15 protein-coding genes and 2 tRNA genes are annotated in these 17759 nt (G+C 57.1%); 6 read left to right on the plus strand and 11 right to left on the minus strand.

The genetic code is table 11. The features are described from left to right. Positions 1–7 precede the first annotated feature (7 nt). On the minus strand, positions 8–1327 hold the full coding sequence (locus ACR0K5_RS07430) for an ATP-binding protein (protein WP_480629066.1): 1320 nt from the start codon (positions 1325–1327) through the stop codon (positions 8–10). A 44-nt stretch (positions 1328–1371) separates the two neighbouring features. Between ACR0K5_RS07430 and ACR0K5_RS07435 the strand changes: the two genes are divergently transcribed. From ACR0K5_RS07435 to ACR0K5_RS07445, 3 genes are all read left to right on the plus strand, one after another. Next, positions 1372–2286 carry an MBL fold metallo-hydrolase gene (locus tag ACR0K5_RS07435; RefSeq protein ID WP_480629067.1) on the plus strand — a complete coding sequence of 305 codons (915 nt, stop codon included), beginning with the start codon at positions 1372–1374 and terminating at the stop codon, positions 2284–2286. Between the two features lie 76 nt (positions 2287–2362). Beyond that, positions 2363–2437: transfer RNA gene (locus ACR0K5_RS07440), tRNA-Asn, on the plus strand. A gap of 129 nt (positions 2438–2566) precedes the next feature. Beyond that, a tRNA-Asn gene (locus tag ACR0K5_RS07445) sits at positions 2567–2641 on the plus strand. Positions 2642–2662: 21 nt separating this feature from the next. Here the strand turns inward: ACR0K5_RS07445 and ACR0K5_RS07450 are convergent. The 4 genes from ACR0K5_RS07450 to zwf all read right to left on the minus strand — a co-directional run bounded on the left by ACR0K5_RS07450 (position 2663) and on the right by zwf (position 8199). After that, entirely contained in the window at positions 2663–4282 is a 1620-nt protein-coding gene (locus tag ACR0K5_RS07450) for a long-chain-fatty-acid--CoA ligase (protein ID WP_480629068.1), read from the minus strand. Between the two features lie 185 nt (positions 4283–4467). Further along, the gene (pgi, locus tag ACR0K5_RS07455; RefSeq protein ID WP_480629069.1) at positions 4468–6072 is read right to left on the minus strand and encodes a glucose-6-phosphate isomerase; all 1605 of its coding nucleotides are present in this window, start codon (positions 6070–6072) and stop codon (positions 4468–4470) included. A 4-nt stretch (positions 6073–6076) separates the two neighbouring features. Continuing rightward, positions 6077–6748 carry a 6-phosphogluconolactonase gene (pgl, locus tag ACR0K5_RS07460; RefSeq protein ID WP_480629070.1) on the minus strand — a complete coding sequence of 224 codons (672 nt, stop codon included), beginning with the start codon at positions 6746–6748 and terminating at the stop codon, positions 6077–6079. After that, positions 6745–8199 carry a glucose-6-phosphate dehydrogenase gene (zwf, locus tag ACR0K5_RS07465; RefSeq protein WP_480629071.1) on the minus strand — a complete coding sequence of 485 codons (1455 nt, stop codon included), beginning with the start codon at positions 8197–8199 and terminating at the stop codon, positions 6745–6747. Before zwf ends, pgl begins: the two co-directional genes overlap by 4 nt. 163 nt (positions 8200–8362) lie before the next feature. Between zwf and ACR0K5_RS07470 the strand changes: the two genes are divergently transcribed. Next, complete coding sequence (locus tag ACR0K5_RS07470) at positions 8363–9316, plus strand: radical SAM protein (protein ID WP_480629072.1); 954 nt, start codon at positions 8363–8365, stop codon at positions 9314–9316. Here the strand turns inward: ACR0K5_RS07470 and ACR0K5_RS07475 are convergent, their stop codons facing one another. Together ACR0K5_RS07475 and ACR0K5_RS07480 are read right to left on the minus strand one after the other, a co-directional pair. Continuing rightward, complete coding sequence (locus ACR0K5_RS07475; RefSeq protein ID WP_480629073.1) at positions 9317–9979, minus strand: lipid-binding SYLF domain-containing protein; 663 nt, start codon at positions 9977–9979, stop codon at positions 9317–9319. A 100-nt stretch (positions 9980–10079) separates the two neighbouring features. Beyond that, positions 10080–10349, minus strand: a complete 270-nt coding sequence (locus ACR0K5_RS07480) for an usg protein (RefSeq protein ID WP_171648414.1) — start codon at positions 10347–10349, stop codon at positions 10080–10082. A gap of 193 nt (positions 10350–10542) precedes the next feature. On the opposite strand from ACR0K5_RS07480, the gene gyrA reads away from it, so the two are divergent. Continuing rightward, the gene (gene gyrA, locus ACR0K5_RS07485; RefSeq protein WP_480629074.1) at positions 10543–13269 is read left to right on the plus strand and encodes a DNA gyrase subunit A; all 2727 of its coding nucleotides are present in this window, start codon (positions 10543–10545) and stop codon (positions 13267–13269) included. 131 nt (positions 13270–13400) lie between these two features. Continuing rightward, a complete protein-coding gene (gene trhA, locus ACR0K5_RS07490; protein ID WP_480629075.1) occupies positions 13401–14063 on the plus strand; it encodes a PAQR family membrane homeostasis protein TrhA in 663 nt (220 codons plus the stop codon). A 157-nt stretch (positions 14064–14220) separates the two neighbouring features. On the opposite strand, the gene ACR0K5_RS07495 is transcribed toward trhA, so the two are convergent. Genes ACR0K5_RS07495 through ctaA form a run of 4 tightly spaced genes read right to left on the minus strand, consistent with a single transcriptional unit; the run spans position 14221 to position 17742 of the window. Then, a complete protein-coding gene (locus ACR0K5_RS07495; protein ID WP_480629076.1) occupies positions 14221–14427 on the minus strand; it encodes a hypothetical protein in 207 nt (68 codons plus the stop codon). A 3-nt stretch (positions 14428–14430) separates the two neighbouring features. Then, positions 14431–15069, minus strand: a complete 639-nt coding sequence (locus ACR0K5_RS07500; RefSeq protein WP_480629362.1) for a CE1 family esterase — start codon at positions 15067–15069, stop codon at positions 14431–14433. 53 nt (positions 15070–15122) lie between these two features. Then, the gene (locus ACR0K5_RS07505) at positions 15123–16592 is read right to left on the minus strand and encodes a carboxypeptidase M32 (protein ID WP_480629077.1); all 1470 of its coding nucleotides are present in this window, start codon (positions 16590–16592) and stop codon (positions 15123–15125) included. A gap of 4 nt (positions 16593–16596) precedes the next feature. Further along, positions 16597–17742, minus strand: a complete 1146-nt coding sequence (gene ctaA / locus ACR0K5_RS07510; RefSeq protein WP_480629078.1) for a heme A synthase — start codon at positions 17740–17742, stop codon at positions 16597–16599. Positions 17743–17759: the final 17 nt, after the last annotated feature.

The raw sequence follows: 17759 nt of genomic DNA on the forward strand, positions 1-17759 counted from the left end.
TGAGGGCCTATCGTCCGATGATAATATCCGCGCACAGCCCGCCCAAACGCTCGCTTTTCGCCAGACGCAATGTACCACCGTGCGCACGGGCGATATCCGCCACGATAGCAAGGCCCAAGCCCACGCCACTGCCCTGATTCTGATTGCGCGCTGGGTCAAGACGCGTGAAAGGCCTGACCGCTTCAGTACGTTGATCTGCCGGAATACCGGGGCCGTCGTCTTCAACGCGGATACGCATCGATTTCGCATTCATGAACAGGCTGAGTTCAGCCCGGCTGCCGTAGCGCACGGCATTCCCAATAAGGTTTTCGACCGCTCGGCGTATCGCCATGGGGCGCAGCATGGCTGTCCCCTGCCCTTCGACCTCAATCAATTCTACCTGATGACCGGCCCGTTTTGCGTCATCCACGATTTGGCGGAGAAACTCATCCGGCCGGACCTCTTCCGGCGATCCCTCGGCTGCGCCGCGTGAAAAATCCAGAAACGCGTCCAACAAGGACTGCATTTCCGTCACATCCTTTTGCAGCGGAGCGGCCTCGTCTTCGGGTAACATCGAAAGGCCAAGCTTCAGACGCGTTAAGGGTGTTCGCAAGTCATGACTGACCCCGGACAGCATCAGTGTCCGTTGCTCCATCTGTCGTTCGATCCGGGACCGCATGTCCAGAAACGCGTTACCCGCCGCGCGAACCTCTATGGCTCCGCTGGGTGAATAGGGGACGATTCGCCCCCGCCCGAATGCCTGAGCCGCATCGGCAAGACGCGTGATGGGTCGCAATTGGTTGCGCATGTACAAAAAAGAGATTGTTGTCATGATGACTGCAAAGAACACCATCGTAACGATCAATTGGTGCGGCGCCGCTGGTGACAACCTGCGACGGTCAAAGGTCAGCTGCAGCAATCCCAAATCCGTTTTCAAATAAACCCGGGCTTCTCTACTGCTGGGTAAGGCCACGGCGACCAGATCAGGCAACCTCGCGCGTAGCTCAGATTCGACCTGAGGCGCTATGAAGTCATACCACCGTCGCGCGCCGATCATCGGTTCTTCGTTGGCATCCAGAAACCTGGCTTTCATCTCAAGCGCTTGCAAATCAGGACGAACTACCGAAAGCGCTTGTCGCTGAGTCTCCTCGCCCTCCATCATTGTACTGATCAGCATCACTTCACGTGATGCTGCGCGGGTCATCTGGCTAGTCACATCCTCCAGGTGTTTTTGAAGGAAAGCGATTCCCACAACCAACAGCAACACGATCACTGGCAAAACCAGGATCAGCACTGCCCGGGCGTACAGGCTGCGGGGCATATAGGGTTTGAGCCAATGCGAGGACATGCGCTAAACCTAGCGGGCTGCCCGGACAAGAGGAAGAGCACAGAATGCAGGCATCTGACGATTTCAATCCACCTTTCGGTGAGGCAGTCGACTTGCAGCCGGGTTTACGTCGTATTCTGGCGCCGAATCCGTCCCCGATGACCTATCGCGGTACCAACACCTATCTGCTGGGCGATCGCGACATCGCAGTCATCGATCCAGGCCCTGCAAGCGAAGTTCATCTGGACGCAATTCTGAGCGCGGTGAACCCGGGTCAGCGGATCAGCCACATCATAGTAACGCACTCGCATCTGGATCATTCACCACTGGCCGCACCATTGGCAGCCCGAACAGGAGCAAGGGTTTTTGCGTTTGGTGGACCCGAATCCGGGCGCAGTGCCGTCATGTCCGATCTCGCAGCGCAAGGATTGGCCGGAGGTGGCGAAGGCATAGACACCGCCTTTCGCCCCGATGTCGAAGTGGCGGATGGCGAATTCATTTCGGGCGACGGATGGCAGCTTGAGGTTATTCACACACCGGGCCACCTGGGCAATCACATTGCTTTGGCCTGGCAGGACACCTGTTTCACGGCGGACCACGTCATGGGATGGGCCAGCTCTTTGGTTTCGCCACCCGATGGTGACCTGACCGACTTCATGACCGCCTGCCATCGGCTACGAGCACGCGACTGGTCGGTATTCCACGCGGGCCATGGTGCACCGATCACCAGCCCTGCCAAGCGTCTGGACTGGCTGATACATCACCGCCAAACCCGCGAAGCGCAGATTCTGAACGCTCTGGAGGATGCAGATGGGACTGCACGGCATCTGGCTGAACACATCTACACCGACACACCTGCGGCTTTGTTGCCAGCAGCAGAGCGAAACGTCTTTGCCCATCTCGTTGATCTGACGGGAAAAAACAAAGTGTCACCTGTTGGCGCTCTATCAGTTTCTTCCGTTTTTCGCAGGCTTCGCTAAAGCAGAAAAAATTTTTTATGGTTCGCGTACTTAACCACTGGACGCCGGGAATCCGGGTTGCTATACGCGCCTCAGTTCCGGCGTAGCTCAGCGGTAGAGCAGTTGACTGTTAATCAATTGGTCGTAGGTTCGATCCCTACCGCCGGAGCCAATTTCCACCTATCTAAGCGCTCTTTTTGACTGTCAGGGATTCTTTGGAATACTGACGAAATTTTTCGCTCAAAAAACACGTGCACCCTCTGGACGCCGGTAAACCGGATTGCTATACGGCGCGGACCGTTCCGGCGTAGCTCAGCGGTAGAGCAGTTGACTGTTAATCAATTGGTCGTAGGTTCGATCCCTACCGCCGGAGCCAAATCCCCACGATTCAGCAGAATTACCTGGTCATGGCGTCCTCGAACTCTGCCCGTAGCTTGCGTTTCAGAACCTTTCCGGTTGCGCTCAGCGGCAGCGCATCGACAAAGACGACCTTGTCCGGAACCTGCCATTTGGCGATTTTTCCATCGAAGAAAGTCAGCAAATCCTCTTCGCTTGGCTCTTCGCCGTCGGCTTTCACAGCAACCAATAAAGGCCGTTCGTCCCATTTCGGATGCGGCACGCCGACGACGGCGGCTGTTGCAAGCTTAGGGTGCGCCACCGCGATGTTCTCAAGTTCGACCGAGCTGATCCATTCCCCACCAGATTTTATGATGTCCTTGGATCGGTCGCGAATGGTCATGTAGCCATCCCGGTCCAACGTGGCGACATCCCCGGTGGCGAACCAGCCATCCTGCAACAAATCCTGATCCTGCAACTGGAAGTAGCTGTCCAGGACCCAATGACCCCGCACCATCAAATCCCCCTGAGTTTCACCATCATGCGGAAGATCATTCCCATCTTCGTCCACAATTTTCAGCTCAACCCCAAACGGGGGCCTCCCCTGGCTCAGGCGAATCATGTGCTGCTCTTCCGGCGGCAACTTCAGATGTTTGGCCAATGGGTAATTTGTCGTGCCCAACGGGCTCATTTCGCTCATGCCCCACGCGTGAACCGTGTCAACGCCGTAGGTTTCGCGGAACGTTTCGATCATCGACGGCGGGCAGGCAGCACCGCCGATTACAGTCCGATCAAGGCTTTTGAGTTCGGTTCCGCATTTGGCGGCATGAGCCAGCAGGCCCTGCCAGATGGTCGGTACGCCCATGGCCAACGTCACACCGTAGGTGTCGATCAGATTGACCAGCGCCTCGCCATGTAGATCCGGCCCCGGCAACACAAGCCGAGACCCCGACATGGCGCAGGCATAAGGCGATCCCCAGGCATTGACATGAAACATCGGAACCACTGGCATCACGACATCCATAGCGGAATAACCGATCACGTCCTTCGTGTTCGATGCAAAGCTGTGCAACAGGGTTGATCGGTGAGAATACAGCACGCCTTTCGGATTGCCGGTCGTCCCTGAGGTATAGCACAGGCTTGACGCTGTATTTTCGTCCAGGTCAGGCCACGCGAACCCCGCATCTCCGGTCTCGATCAGTTCGTCATAGAATTTCAGATCGGGAATCTGGGCCGCAGCCTCTTGGTTGCGTGGCCCCATAAGGACAAAATGCCGAACTCCGGTCAGAGAACTGTGCAAGGCAGCGACCAGCGGAATGAAGGTCGCATCAAAGAACAATACCCTGTCCTGAGCGTGGTTGATGACAAAGGTCAGCTGCTCGGGGAACAGGCGGGGATTGATCGTGTGGCAGACATAGCCCGCGCCAGAGGTGGCAAAATAGATCTCAAGATGCCGTCGGTTGTTCCAGGCTAGCGTCCCGATCCTGTCCTGCGGCTCCAGCCCCAAATTCGTCAAAGCCGATGCCATTTGTCGGGCATTCACTGCAATCTCGGACCAGTTAGTTTCAGTCACCGTTCCGTCTGTTTCGACCGAAACTATTTCTGTTTCACCATGGTATCGCTCTGCGTGATCGATCAGTGACGAAATCAGCAGCGGCTGCGTCATCATCTGTCCCAGCATGGACATCCTCCCGTCCTTGGCGAGGCCTTGGATGGCCTCAGCCTTTTTCCATCCGACATTAACAGCCAGGGGTATGCCCTGTGCGTCAATCCAGTCGTTTCCTAGGAAGGAACCCTGCCAAGCATTTAATTGTCTGACAATAAAAGAATGCAGCCCACCATGGCGGCAGATTGCATCTACAGCCGTTAATCCCGGTGTTTCAGTACATATTCCACCAATGTTGCGGTAGAACCGTCCTTGCCTTCGGCACTCTCGGAGCCATCCACGATTGGCCCAAGCGAAGTGGCCAGCTCTTTGCCCAATTCCACGCCCCATTGGTCGAAGGAATTGATGCCCAGCAGAACGCCCTCGACAAACACACGGTGCTCATAAAGCGCAATAATCTGCCCCAGCACGAACGGAGTGAGTTTCGGATAGATCAGGGTTGTGGACGGGCGGTTACCCGGGAACACCCGGTGTCGGGCCTGCCGATCCAAGTCTTCGCCTTGCAACCCCTTTTCCGCCATGCGTTCACGGGCTTCATCGAGAGAGCGGCCGCGCATCAAAGCTTCGGACTGCGCCAGACAGTTGGCCAAAAGCAGACGGTGATGATGGGTCAGCTCGGGTTCGTGCCCCTCGGCCGCGACCATGAACTCGCAGGGAATGACATCCGTGCCCTGATGGATCAGCTGATAGAAAGCATGCTGGCCATTGGTGCCGGGCTCGCCCCAAACCACGGGCCCCGAAGGAATGGTCAGGGATGATCCATCCATCGCGACGGATTTACCATTCGATTCCATTTCTAGTTGCTGGAAATACGCTGGCAGTCGTAGCAGTCGCTGATCGTAGGGCAGCACCGCACGACTGGTGTGATCCAGAACCTGACGATGCCAAATACCGACCAGCGCCAGCATCACAGGCATGTTTTCCGCCCAATCTGCCGAGCGGAAATGCAGATCCATCGCCTGCCCACCGCGCAGAAACGCATCGAACGCATTCGAACCGACGGCAATCATGACCGGCAGACCGACCGGACCCCAAACCGAATAGCGCCCGCCGACCCAATCGGCAAAACCGAACACATGCGCCTCGGGGATACCAAACGCCTGCGTCTTGTCCAGAGCGCTCGACACAGCGGCAAACTGGCGGGATGGATCACCCCCACCCTCGGTCATCCAGGCGCGGGCCGTGCGCGCATTGGTCATCGTTTCGATTGTGGTGAAGGTTTTTGAGGCGACAATCACCAGCGTCCGTGTCGGGTCCAACTGGCGTAATGTATCAGCGATTTGGGCCCCATCCACGTTCGAGACGTAATGCACCCGCGGTCCATCGTGATAAGGCGCCAGTGCGTGCGTGGCCATCACCGGACCAAGGTCAGATCCCCCTATTCCGATATTCACCACATCAGTAAAACTGCCTCCTGCCCCTGCAACGGCACCGCCGCGCACTTCCTCGGCAAACACACGCATCCTTTGCAGCGTGTCCAGAACCTCGGGCATGACGTCCTGACCGTCCACTTCGACCGGCCCGCCATCAAGGTTACGCAGAGCGGTGTGCAGCACTGCGCGACCTTCTGTTTCGTTTATCTTTTTCCCGGCAAACATAGCGTCGCGTCGCGCTGCCAACCCGGCGTCTTCACATAATTGTATGAGTGCGTTGCGCACCGCGTCATCGATCTGCGTTTTGGAATAGTCGAACAACATGTCACCGGTTGCGGCCGAAAACACCCCTGCCCGGGTTGCATCCTCTGCAAACAGATCGACGATACGGCGTTCGGTTGTCGCAAGCGTCTTCAAAACATCTAGTTGCATTGCCTCACTCCGCCCAATGGACCGTCATGCCACTGAGAACAGCGGCGATTGGCGCCTCTTCCGGAGGCATCGACATGGCCTTTTCCAATACGTCGCGTTTCGCCTGTCCGTAGATGATCAGATGTTTCGACAAAGCCCCATCCAGCACGGGGGCCGTCATGGAAATACGAGCCTCTGGTTGCACATCGGTCCGGGCAACAGTCAGGGTTGGCGCGTGGCTATCCAGGGCCTCGGACAGACCGACCATTCCCGGGAACAACGAGGCCGTGTGCATGTCTTCGCCCATCCCAAGCACGAGAACCGCCAAGGGCAGTACCGGCGCGATCAAGGATTCGATCTCCGGCAAAGCCGCCTCAGGCTCAGCACTAGGTACGTATAGCGGGATATACTGCGCAACCGACGCCCGGTTGGTCAGAAGTCTCTCCCGGATCAGACGCTCGTTCGAGCGTTCATGATCAGCTGGCACGCAGCGTTCATCCGTTGGCAAAACACGCACGCGGTCCCACTCAAGATCAGCGGCGCACAGGCTGTCAAACACCGGCCCCGGGGTTGTCCCACCGGGAACGGCCAGCGCAACCGTGTCGTGATGCAGCAGTGCGGCCTCAAGCTCACCCGCCAAGGCGTTTGCCACATCGATGGCAAGCATTTCCCGATCGGCATATTCCTGAATGTTCATGGCTTAATTCCTTGCCAGCGGCGACCGTCCCGTTTCATCAGCAGCTCGGCGTCGCCCGGCCCTGTGCTGCCGCTGTCATAAGGTTTCGGCACGTCTCCGCGCGCCAGCCATCCGGCGATGATCGGATCGGTCCAGGCCCAGGCGGCCTCAACCTCGTCCCCGCGCATAAACAGGGTCTGATTGCCCCGGATCACATCCATCACGAGACGTTCGTAAGCATCCGGAGGGTCCTGATTTTCAGGCCCAAGTGCTTCGGCAAAACTCATGTCCAAAGGCACGTCGATCAGGCGCATCCCGCCCGGGCCCGGCTCTTTGATCGTTACCTTCAACGTGATCCCCTCGTTAGGTTGCAACCGGATAGACAACGCATTGGCGTGACGCCCGGCCTCTTCCCCGAAAATCGAATGCGGCGCGTCCTTGAACAATACGTTGATCACCGACGAGCGTGCCACCAGCCGTTTGCCCGTGCGCAGGTAAAACGGCGTACCCGCCCACCGCCAATTGCTGATGTGGGCTTTTAGCGCCACATAGCTTTCGGTTGTCGAGCGTGGGTTGCCAACACAGTCGCGGTATCCCGGCCCATCCGGCCCTGCCGCAAACTGGCCCCGCACGATGTGATGCGGTTCAACCGGATCAAGCGCCCGGATTACCTTGAGCTTTTCATCCCGCACCGCGTCAGGATCGAACTTTGCCGGAGGTTCCATCGCAATCAGGCAAAGCAGTTGCATCAGGTGGTTCTGCACCATGTCGCGCATCGCACCCGCACGTTCATAGTATTCTTCCCGCCCTGCGATTCCGACGGTTTCCGCAACCGTGATCTGGATATGGTCGACATACTGGCTGTTCCATAGCGGTTCGAACAGCATATTGCCAAACCGCACAGCCATCAGGTTCTGGACGGTTTCCTTGCCCAGATAGTGGTCGATCCGATAAATCTGACTTTCATCAAAATGCGCAGCCAGTGTGGCGTTCAGGTCTCGCGCACTGTCCAGATCATGCCCAAACGGTTTCTCGACCACGATGCGAGTATCTTCCGTTGCCAAATCATAGGCCCGGACCCGCTCGGCCAGTGGTCCGAACAAGCTGGGACCAACCGAGAAGTAAAACGCGCGAACCCGGTTGGGTGCCAATTTTTCGCCCAGCAAATCCCAGCCTTCAGCCGACATCGCATCCAGCGGGACATAGTCGACCCGTTGTAGGAATCGGGTCAGTGCCCGCGAATCCGCGGCCCGGACCGCAGCGTGCTGGTGAAGCGACTCTGTGACCATTTGGCGAAATTCTTCTGGGGAATGGCCTGCACGCGCTGCTGCGATAATCTTCGCATCCTCATGCCATTGCCCGGCGCAAAAACGACGGTAGAGCGCAGGCAGGATCTTGCGCTGCGCCAGATCACCGGTGCCGCCGAAAATAATCAGATCAAAGGGATCTACAGGTATGACGCGAGAAACCATGAGTTGTCCTTACCTTGCCCCATTCGGCATGTCCAATGTTAGCGCAATCATACGTCAAGAAATCATACTGATCAAAACTCTGTCAGAACTGCCGCGCCACCCTTACCAAATTCACGACAAAGGGCTAGATCAGTCTGACGACTTCAAAGAACCGGATGCGGGAATGAAAGACAACGCCCCTCACCTTGCCAATATCGGCAAGTTTCAAAACAAATCGGTGACAGCTGACGGCCAGACCCGCGCAACGGTTTCCCTCACACGACCCGAGACCCTATGGTTTAATACAGGCACTCTGTGCAATATCGAATGCGTAAACTGCTATATTGCCAGCAGCCCGACCAATGACGCTTTGGTTTACATCACCGCGGACGAAGTGCGTGACTACTTGGATCAGATCGAAGCCCGCAACTGGCCGGTACGCGAAATCGGGTTTACCGGCGGTGAGCCTTTCATGAATCCTGACATGATCGACATGACGCGCGCCGCTCTGGAACGTGGATATGAGGTGTTGATCCTGACCAACGCAATGGCACCGATGATGCGCCGCAAAATGCGCGACGGGTTGCTGGCATTGCAGAAGGATTTCGGCGACAAGCTGACTCTGCGCGTTTCCGTCGATCACTTCCGCCCGGCGCTGCACGATGAAGAGCGCGGCGACGGCAGTTTCGACAAAACCGTCGCCGGGATGGAATGGTTGCGCGACCATGGTTTCAACATGGCTATCGCCGGGCGTACCGTCTGGGGAGATTCAGATGCGGAAAGCCGTTTGGGCTATGCCAAATTTTTTGCCGAGCACGGCTTTGACATTGACCCGCAAAACCCGGCTCAGACAGTTCTGTTCCCTGAGATGGACGAAACTGTGGAAGTGCCCGAAATCACCACCGCTTGCTGGGGAATTCTGAACAAATCCCCCGACGCCGTCATGTGCGCCAGCGCCCGTATGGTGGTAAAACGCAAGGGGGCCGCAAAACCTGCCGTGCTGGCGTGCACCCTACTGCCTTACGAGCCGGAGTTTGAGATGGGCCATACTCTGGCCGAGGCCGAGGCCGATGTTCACCTGAATCACCCTCATTGCGCCAAGTTCTGCGTCTTGGGTGGGGCCAGCTGTTCTGGCTGATCAGTTCAGTTCAGGCGATTTCCAGAACTTCGTGCCGGATGCGCCGGCGGACACGCGCCACCCCTTCTTGTTGAGAACAAAGAACGAGCGTCCGTCAGTAAAGCGCAGGGTTTCACCCGTTTTGTCCTCGCCATACATAGCCCCTGTTTCCGCAGTCGCGTCATAGCCTTGGGTTATGAACTTATCCAAATCTGCTTGGGTTTCGAACAGGATCACGAATTTGGTCTCGAAGCCACCAATGCCGATGGCACCGCCAACACCGCCCGTCCCCATGTTCATATAAGTATGCTGCCCCGTGTCTTTCGACACCGCGACGCCCCTGCCATAACCCGCGGACACGGGAAATACCGTAACCTTGCGAGAGTCGAACACCGCATATCCGGCGCTGATGTCATAGAGAGACTGCGCTTCGGGGTTTTCCGCCATCAACTGATCCAGGATATCGCCTGCCATAGCGTCAAGCTTGGCACGCGTTTCTTCCGGTGTTGCCTCATTTGATAACAGCTCCGAAGTGGAACTGATGGTGTCATCGACTGCCGCTGCACCTTTGTCGATGGTATTCCCAACGCTCTCGGCGCCTTTCTTGATCTTGTCCAAAACGCCTTCCGCAGAAACAGGGCTACTCACGCAAAGCGCTGCAGCAAGAAACAAGGCTCTTGTCATAACGTGTTTTCCTGTGACGCCTACATATTGGCGGCCACCTTACCCGACTTGTCTCAAATGAGAACGGGTAATCGACGTTCAGGCAAACTTGGCCAACTGCTCAGTTCACGCGAAATTCGCCAACCATGTTGCGCCACTCCCCCGGGGCAATCATTTTGCGGTGGGTGAACTTGACGGAATGCAGCGGTCCTTCGATTTCCCGCTGCCAAAAGTCGATGAACTCGAACAGTTTCGGATGATCCGGCGCAAGGTCGTAGTCCTGCCAGATGAACGTGTTCAAGACATGGATATAGTCGGGCATATGGTAGAAGAATTCCGCCGTTGTCAGACCGTAGCCTTTAAGCATCAATTCGGTTTCACTTGGCTTCATGCAGACCTCCGGTTTGTTGCAAGGTCTCTTGAGCCTAACACGCAAACGCCCTAATCCTTAGTTAACAATATGTTACTCGGATGTTACGAGTGTTTTTTACAGGGGAAATCGTTGCTTGCTTGCACCTTATGTGCCAGGTCTGATAAGGTGTACCCACAATATATAGACCCAGAACAAAGCACGGGCAGTTTACGTGAGCGATACGCCAGAAATCCCCGAAAACATGGATGAAACACCGCCCGAGCGCCCCGTCTATGACGGTCCGACGGTGTCCATCGAATCCGAAATGCGCACGTCCTATCTGGATTATGCCATGTCGGTCATTGTCAGCCGCGCGATCCCCGATCTGCGTGATGGGCTGAAACCGGTTCACCGCCGCATCCTGTACGCCATGCACGAAACCGGGAACACCCATGACAAGGCCTACCGCAAGTCGGCCCGTCCGGTTGGCGACGTGATGGGTAAGTACCACCCGCACGGCGACAGCGCGATTTATGACGCTTTGGTGCGGATGGCGCAGGATTTCTCGATGTCCCTGCCCTTGCTGGATGGTCAGGGCAACTTTGGTTCGATGGATGGCGATAACCCGGCGGCCATGCGCTATACCGAAGTGCGGATGGACAAACCCGCCGCCGCCCTGCTGGCCGATATCGAAAAAGAGACGGTCGATTTTCAGGACAACTATGACGGCAAAGACCGCGAACCAACGGTCCTGCCCGCCCGGTTCCCGAACATGCTGGTCAATGGTGCCGGTGGTATCGCGGTTGGTATGGCCACGAACATTCCGCCGCACAACCTGGGCGAAGTGGTCGATGCCACGCTGGCGCTGATCGACGATCCGGACCTTACGTCCGAACAACTGATCGAATACGTCCCTGGCCCTGACTTTCCGACCGGTGGCGTGATGCTGGGCCGGTCTGGCGCGCGCAAAGCCTACCTTGAGGGGCGCGGCAGCGTGATAATCCGCTCCAAAACCCGCGTCGAAGAGATCCGCAAAGACCGTTACGCCATTGTGGTCGATGAGATTCCCTACCAGGTGAACAAGGCTGCGATGATCGAAAAGATCGCCGAAGCCGTTCGCGAGAAACGTATCGAAGGCGTCAGCCACGTACAGGACGAGTCCGACCGCAACGGCGTGCGTGTCGTGGTGGAACTGAAACGGGACGCCACGCCTGAAGTGGTTCTGAATCAACTTTTCCGCTTCTCACCAATGCAAACCTCGTTCGGCTGCAACATGCTGGCCCTAAATGGCGGTCGGCCCGAGCAGCTGACGCTGCGCCGGTTCCTGACATCGTTCATCGACTTCCGCGAAGACGTGGTGGCCCGCCGCACTGCTTATGACCTGCGCAAGGCGCGCGAACGTAGCCATATCCTGTGTGGCCTGGCTGTTGCCGTTTCGAACGTGGACGAAGTGGTTGCCACCATCCGTTCGTCAGCTGATGCGGCTGAGGCACGCGAAAAGCTGATGACCCGCCGCTGGCCTGCATCCGAGATCGAAGGCTATCTGCGCCTGATCGACGATCCTTTGTCCAAGATGAACGACGACGGGACCTATAACCTGACCGAGGTTCAGGCCCGCGCGATTCTTGACCTTCGCCTGCAACGCCTGACCCAACTTGGCGTGAAAGAGGTCACCGACGAGCTGGAAGAATTGGCCGCCAAGATCAAGGAATACCTGGATATTCTGTCCTCGCGCGAGCGCATCATGTCGATCATCGGTGATGAGCTGCGCAACGTCCGCGAGCAATTCGCAGTACCGCGTCGCACCGAAATCGTCGACTGGTCGGGCGATATGGAAGACGAAGACCTGATCGAGCGGGAAGATATGGTCGTGACCGTCACGTCTGGCGGCTACATCAAGCGAACCCCGCTGGCAGATTTTCGTGCCCAGAAACGCGGTGGCAAGGGCCTTTCGGGGATGCAGACGAAGGAAGAGGATGTCGTTACCAACCTCTTCGTAGCGAACACACATACCCAACTGCTGTTCTTCACCACCGAAGGCATGGTCTACAAGCTCAAGACCTGGCGCTTGCCGCAGTCCAGCCGCACCGGCAAGGGCAAGGCGATCGTCAACATCCTGCCTATCCCGACCGGGGTTTCCATCGCGGCGATCATGCCGGTCGATGTGCCGGATGAAGAGTGGGAAAACCTGCAGATCGTGTTTGCGACAAGCGCCGGTGACGTGCGCCGCAACCGCCTGTCGGATTTCACCAATGTCCGCCGCAACGGCAAAATCGCAATGAAGCTGCCCGAAGGCGTTGAACTGGTAAACGCCCGCATCTGCTCGGAAGACGAAGACGTGATGCTGGTCACCAATTCCGGCCGTGCGATCCGCTTCCGCACCACCGACGTGCGCGTCTTCAACTCGCGCGAGTCCACTGGTGTTCGGGGGATCAGGCTGACCAACGGCGACCGTGTGGTCTCGATGTCCGTGATCCGCCATTTCGAAGCGACCCCCGAAGATCGTGTCGCGTATCTTAAAATGCGCCGCGCGGTTGCGGGACTTACCGAAGATGAAGCCGGTGATGATGAGGAAGCCGCAGCAAGCAGCGATTTCAGTCAGGAGAAATACGCCGAGATGTCAGCCGCCGAAAATCTGATCCTGACCATAACGGCAGGTGGGGCCGGTAAGCTGAGTTCCAGCCACGACTATCCGGTACGCGGACGCGGTGGCATGGGCGTCGCGGCCATGGACAAGGCCATGCGCGGCGGCGAACTGGTGGCCTCTTTCCCGGTTGAGATCGACGACCAGATCATGCTGGCAACGTCCAAAGGCCAATCGATCCGCGTGCCGGTCGACGGCATTTCCTTCCGCTCCCGCTCGGCTGGCGGTGTGAAAGTCTTCAACACCGGCAAAGGCGAAGTGGTTGTCAGCGTCGCCTGGATCGCCGATCAGGGGGATGAGGAACCCGAAGAATAGCCCTCACACTCAATTACGGGTCTGAAACAAAACGCTCGCTTTGCGGGCGTTTTGTCATTCTGAATCACGTTATCGACAGATCTCGGGGCGATCCGCTTGCCCGAAACCATTCTGCCACCTAGCATTTTAACATGTGGTCTTTTGCGCATATCCGACCAGCTTACAGTCGCTCGGAACGTATCAGTGACGGAGTGGTTCATGTGCTCGGTGTCTCAAGTGCGTTGATTGCCGTGCCCCTGCTGATCACCCTGACCATCTACTACCGGTACGATCAATCCGCTGTTTTGGGTGCCTCGGTTTACGGTGTGACGCTGATACTCATGCTCACGTTTTCCGCGTTGTACAACATGATCGAAAACGAGGAATGGCGCGGATTTCTACAGCGCCTTGATCATTCCGGCATCTACGTCAAGATCGCAGGGACTTATACGCCGTTTCTTCTGTTGTCAGGGACCCAGCCCCCGGGTCTGTTACTCGGATTGTGGTCTTCGGCAACGATTGGGTCGGTTCTCAAGATGTTCGACCCAAACCGGTTCCGTTGGTTCGGGCTCGCGCTTTACCTTTTGATGGGGTGGGCCGTCGTTTGGGCCGGGCAATCCATGTTGGCAGATCTGTCCCCCACAGTCGTGACCCTGATGATTGCCGGTGGGCTCGTGTACACGGTCGGGGTCGCCTTCTACCTGCTGGATTGGCTACCGTTCCACAACACGATCTGGCACGTTTTTGTGCTGGTCGGCAGCGTTTTGTTCTTTGCAGCCGTTGCGACCCGGATTGAGCTGGTACCGGTCGTTTAGGTTAATCTGTGTATGTTTGTTCGGCAAAGGTTTGGGCAGAACGAAAGAAAGCGTCGCCCAAAGACAGAGTATAGTGTGAAACCGAAGAACAATCTGACTGCCATATATCGCAGCCTCCAATCGATCATCACGTGACATAGTTTATGTTGGCAGCGCTCTATTCCGTAGCATTCACCGTTTCAAACCAATCGAGCATCACATCGCTCCAGCCATTTGGAACGCCATGTCCGGCGTCATAGCCGATAACCGAGATGTTCGAACCGGTCTTGCAGTCACTCAGAATGCGCTGATCATAGCTCTCTTGTTCAAAAACCTGGTCCCCTTGACAACCCGCGGAGGCCCCGAGCCTTAGCGTAGCTTCCACTGCTCACATATAACCCGGATCAGACCAATCAGACCCGGAACCGGCAAATGGAATAACCGTGTCGTTGTAACCATGGCTATAGTACATGTCGAAATCGAGATCTGCTGACGCACATTTCCCAGGTTCGCCGCGCACTGGTGTACCGGCAACGGGGGCAAAGACGTTTAGACGTGGGTCTACATCCGCACAGGCGAGATACCAAGCGAACGATCCGCCGCGAGAATGGCCAGTGGTTACGATCTGCGCCGGATCAATGGGGAATCGAGCCAACGCATCCTCAAGCATATCGGCAATGAACTCAAAATCATCGCGCCCATAATAAGCGTCATTCCAAACCCAGCCTGTACCCGGGCCATTTTGGTACTCAATTTCCAGCGCGGTCGGAGCGACGATGGCATACCCGCGTTCCAGTATCGGCTTGGCAAGAAATGCACTCTGAATCACCCGTTGCCCCGTTCCGCCAGATCCATGAAGAAAGATCACGGTCGGAAATGGTCCTTCACCCTTCGGAATCAACACACTGTATTGTCGCCCGGAAACCTTGCAAGGTTCATCCAAGAAGCCACCACATTCCAGTGTTTGGTATAGATGTGAAAAACTATCCGCACGGGGCGCAGGCTTGAGCACTAAAACCAAAGCCATTGCCGCAACGCAAATAGCGAGAAGCCTTACCTTTCGGCTACCGTTCCATGCTGTCACAATCCGTACAGCCCCCCGAACTTCTGTTCCAGATAACCCAACAAAGGCTCGGGCCCAGGCTCAACTCCACTTGCGCGTCGGATGATTTCAAGTGGCGCATAAAGCCCACCGTGTTGCTGGACGTGTTCGCGCAGCCAAGCAGTTGCGCCAGATGTGTCGCCTTCGGCCAGTTGCGCATCCAGTTCAGGAACCGCGCCGCGCAGGGCCTGATACAAGCACCCGGCATAGACGTTGCCCAGTGAGTAAGTCGGGAAGTAACCAAACAGCCCAACCGACCAATGCACATCCTGCAAACAGCCATTTGACGGCTTATCGACCGCATAACCAAAATCGGCTTTAAACCGGTCATTCCACGCCGCCTCAAGCTCATTGACCTGCAAATCTCCGGCCATCAGAGCGCGCTCAAGATCGAACCGCAGCATGATGTGCAGGTTATATTGCACCTCGTCCGCTTCGGTGCGGATATAGCCGTTATGGACCCGGTTGACGGTAGCGTAGAATGCGTCTGCATCGGCAATTCCAAATTCGCCGAACGCTTCCTTCATCTGATCGAACAACCATCCTGTAAAGGCACGCGAGCGACCCAGCTGGTTTTCGTAGATCCGGCTTTGGCTTTCATGCACACCCATGGACACACCGCGCCCCAGCGGCGTCAGCAAATAGTCGCGGTTGATCCCCTGTTCATAAGCGGCATGTCCGACCTCATGAATAGTGGAATACAAGCAGTTGAACGGGTCGGTTTCGCTGGTCCGCGTGGTGATGCGCACATCCAGACCAGAGCCCGAGCTGAACGGGTGAACGGCCTTATCCACACGGCCGTTGTTGAGGTCATATCCAAATGCGACCGCCAGCTTTTGAGTCAGGTGCATCTGGGTCATTTCGTCAAAGCTGCCGGTCAGCGCAGCAGGTTCCGGACGATCCAGAACGGCGGCACGCAAGGCCACCAGCCGTGGGCGCATCTCATCGAATATAGCCGCGATCTGACCACCCGTCGTGTAGGGCTCGTAATCCTCGACCATGGCGTCATAGACATCCCCGCCCTGCGCCAGCGCCTCGCCTTCCTGACGCTTGAGCGACACGACTTCTTCCAGCACCGGAAGGAACGCCGAGACGTTTTCGTCCGCCCGTGCCTGAGCCCAGGTTCCCTGCGCGGCGGACGTTACTCGGGCAATTTGGGTGGCCAGATCGGCAGGCACCTTAACCGCCCGATCGTAGGCGCGGCGAATTTCACGCAGCTGCGCTTTGCCGACCTCATCCTGAGGCGCGGCCTGCTCTAACCACTCGGCAACACGCGGATCGGATTTGCGTGCATGCAAGACGGCCTCGATAGCCGCCATTTCTTCAGCGCGCTGAGGTGCGGCCCCGCGCGGCATGACGGTTTCCTGATCCCAACCCAATCGTCCGGCGATCTGGCCCAAGGCTGAGGTTTCGCGTTGAAAAGCCATCAGTTCGTTGAAAGCGGTCATGGTATTAAACTCCGCGCACAGATGTTGCGATTGGATATGCCGTGAGGAACCGCGCGCGCAGGATCAGGGTCCAGACGACAACGGCCATAAACTGGTGGAAGATGGCGATCTGCCACGGCGCACCGTAGACGACGGTCGCGATACCGACGACGACCTGCAGCGACAGCGCCGCGAAAGCCGCATTGAAGGCAAAGCGTGTCTGAGGATGTGCGCTGGCGCTGCCACGGCGCCAGACGACAATGGCAAAGATGAACAACAGGTAACCTGCGCAGCGGTGAATGAACTGCACCAGCCCGGGGCTTTCGAAGAAGTTGCGCCATATCGGTTCTAACGCAGTTGCATCAGGTGGCAGCAATTGCCCGCCAATTAAGGGCCAATCGGTGAAAGACCGCCCGGCATCGATCCCGGCGACCAGCGCGCCGATGAGTATTTGCAAAAAGGCGAAATGCATCAGGCCAGTCGAGAGCGAGAACAGCTTGGTCTCTTTGGCCCGACGCGCCTGCATCAGGTCACGTTCATCGCGCCCAAGCTCAAAGATATACCACGCCAGGAACCCGAGGATTACGAAGGCCAGCCCCAGATGGGTGGCCAGACGATAGCTGGCGACAGCCGTCATGCCCTCGCCCTGTGTCACGCCCGAGGCGACCATCCACCAGCCGACCGCGCCTTGAACACCTCCCAACAGACCCGGAATCAACAGCTTGCCGGTCCAACCCGTCGGAATTTTGTGCGCAACAAGGAAGCCAAAGAACCCGATAGCCCATATCAGTCCGATCGCGCGGCCCAGCTGACGATGACCCCATTCCCACCAGTAGATGGTCTTAAAATCACTCAGCTCCATCCACTGGTTCTGAATGCGCCACTGATCAATCTGTTTGTACTTATCGAACTCAGCCTGCCATTCCGCGTCATTCATTGGCGGGACAGCGCCGGTGATTGGGCGCCATTCAGTAATGGAAAGGCCGCTGTCCGTCAGGCGCGTCAGACCACCGACCGCGATCATCACAACGACCAAGGCAAACAGGATCATCAGCCAAACGCGGATCGCTTTGCGCGCGCCGCCCCGCCCCCGGTCGATCATACCGGGTTGAACCGCCTGTTGTTTTTCGGTGTCCGAGACCTCTTCGAAGATGCTGCGCTTACCGCTCATGCTGTCCTCATGTCCTG

This window comes from Ruegeria sp. AB9 (assembly GCF_056542585.1).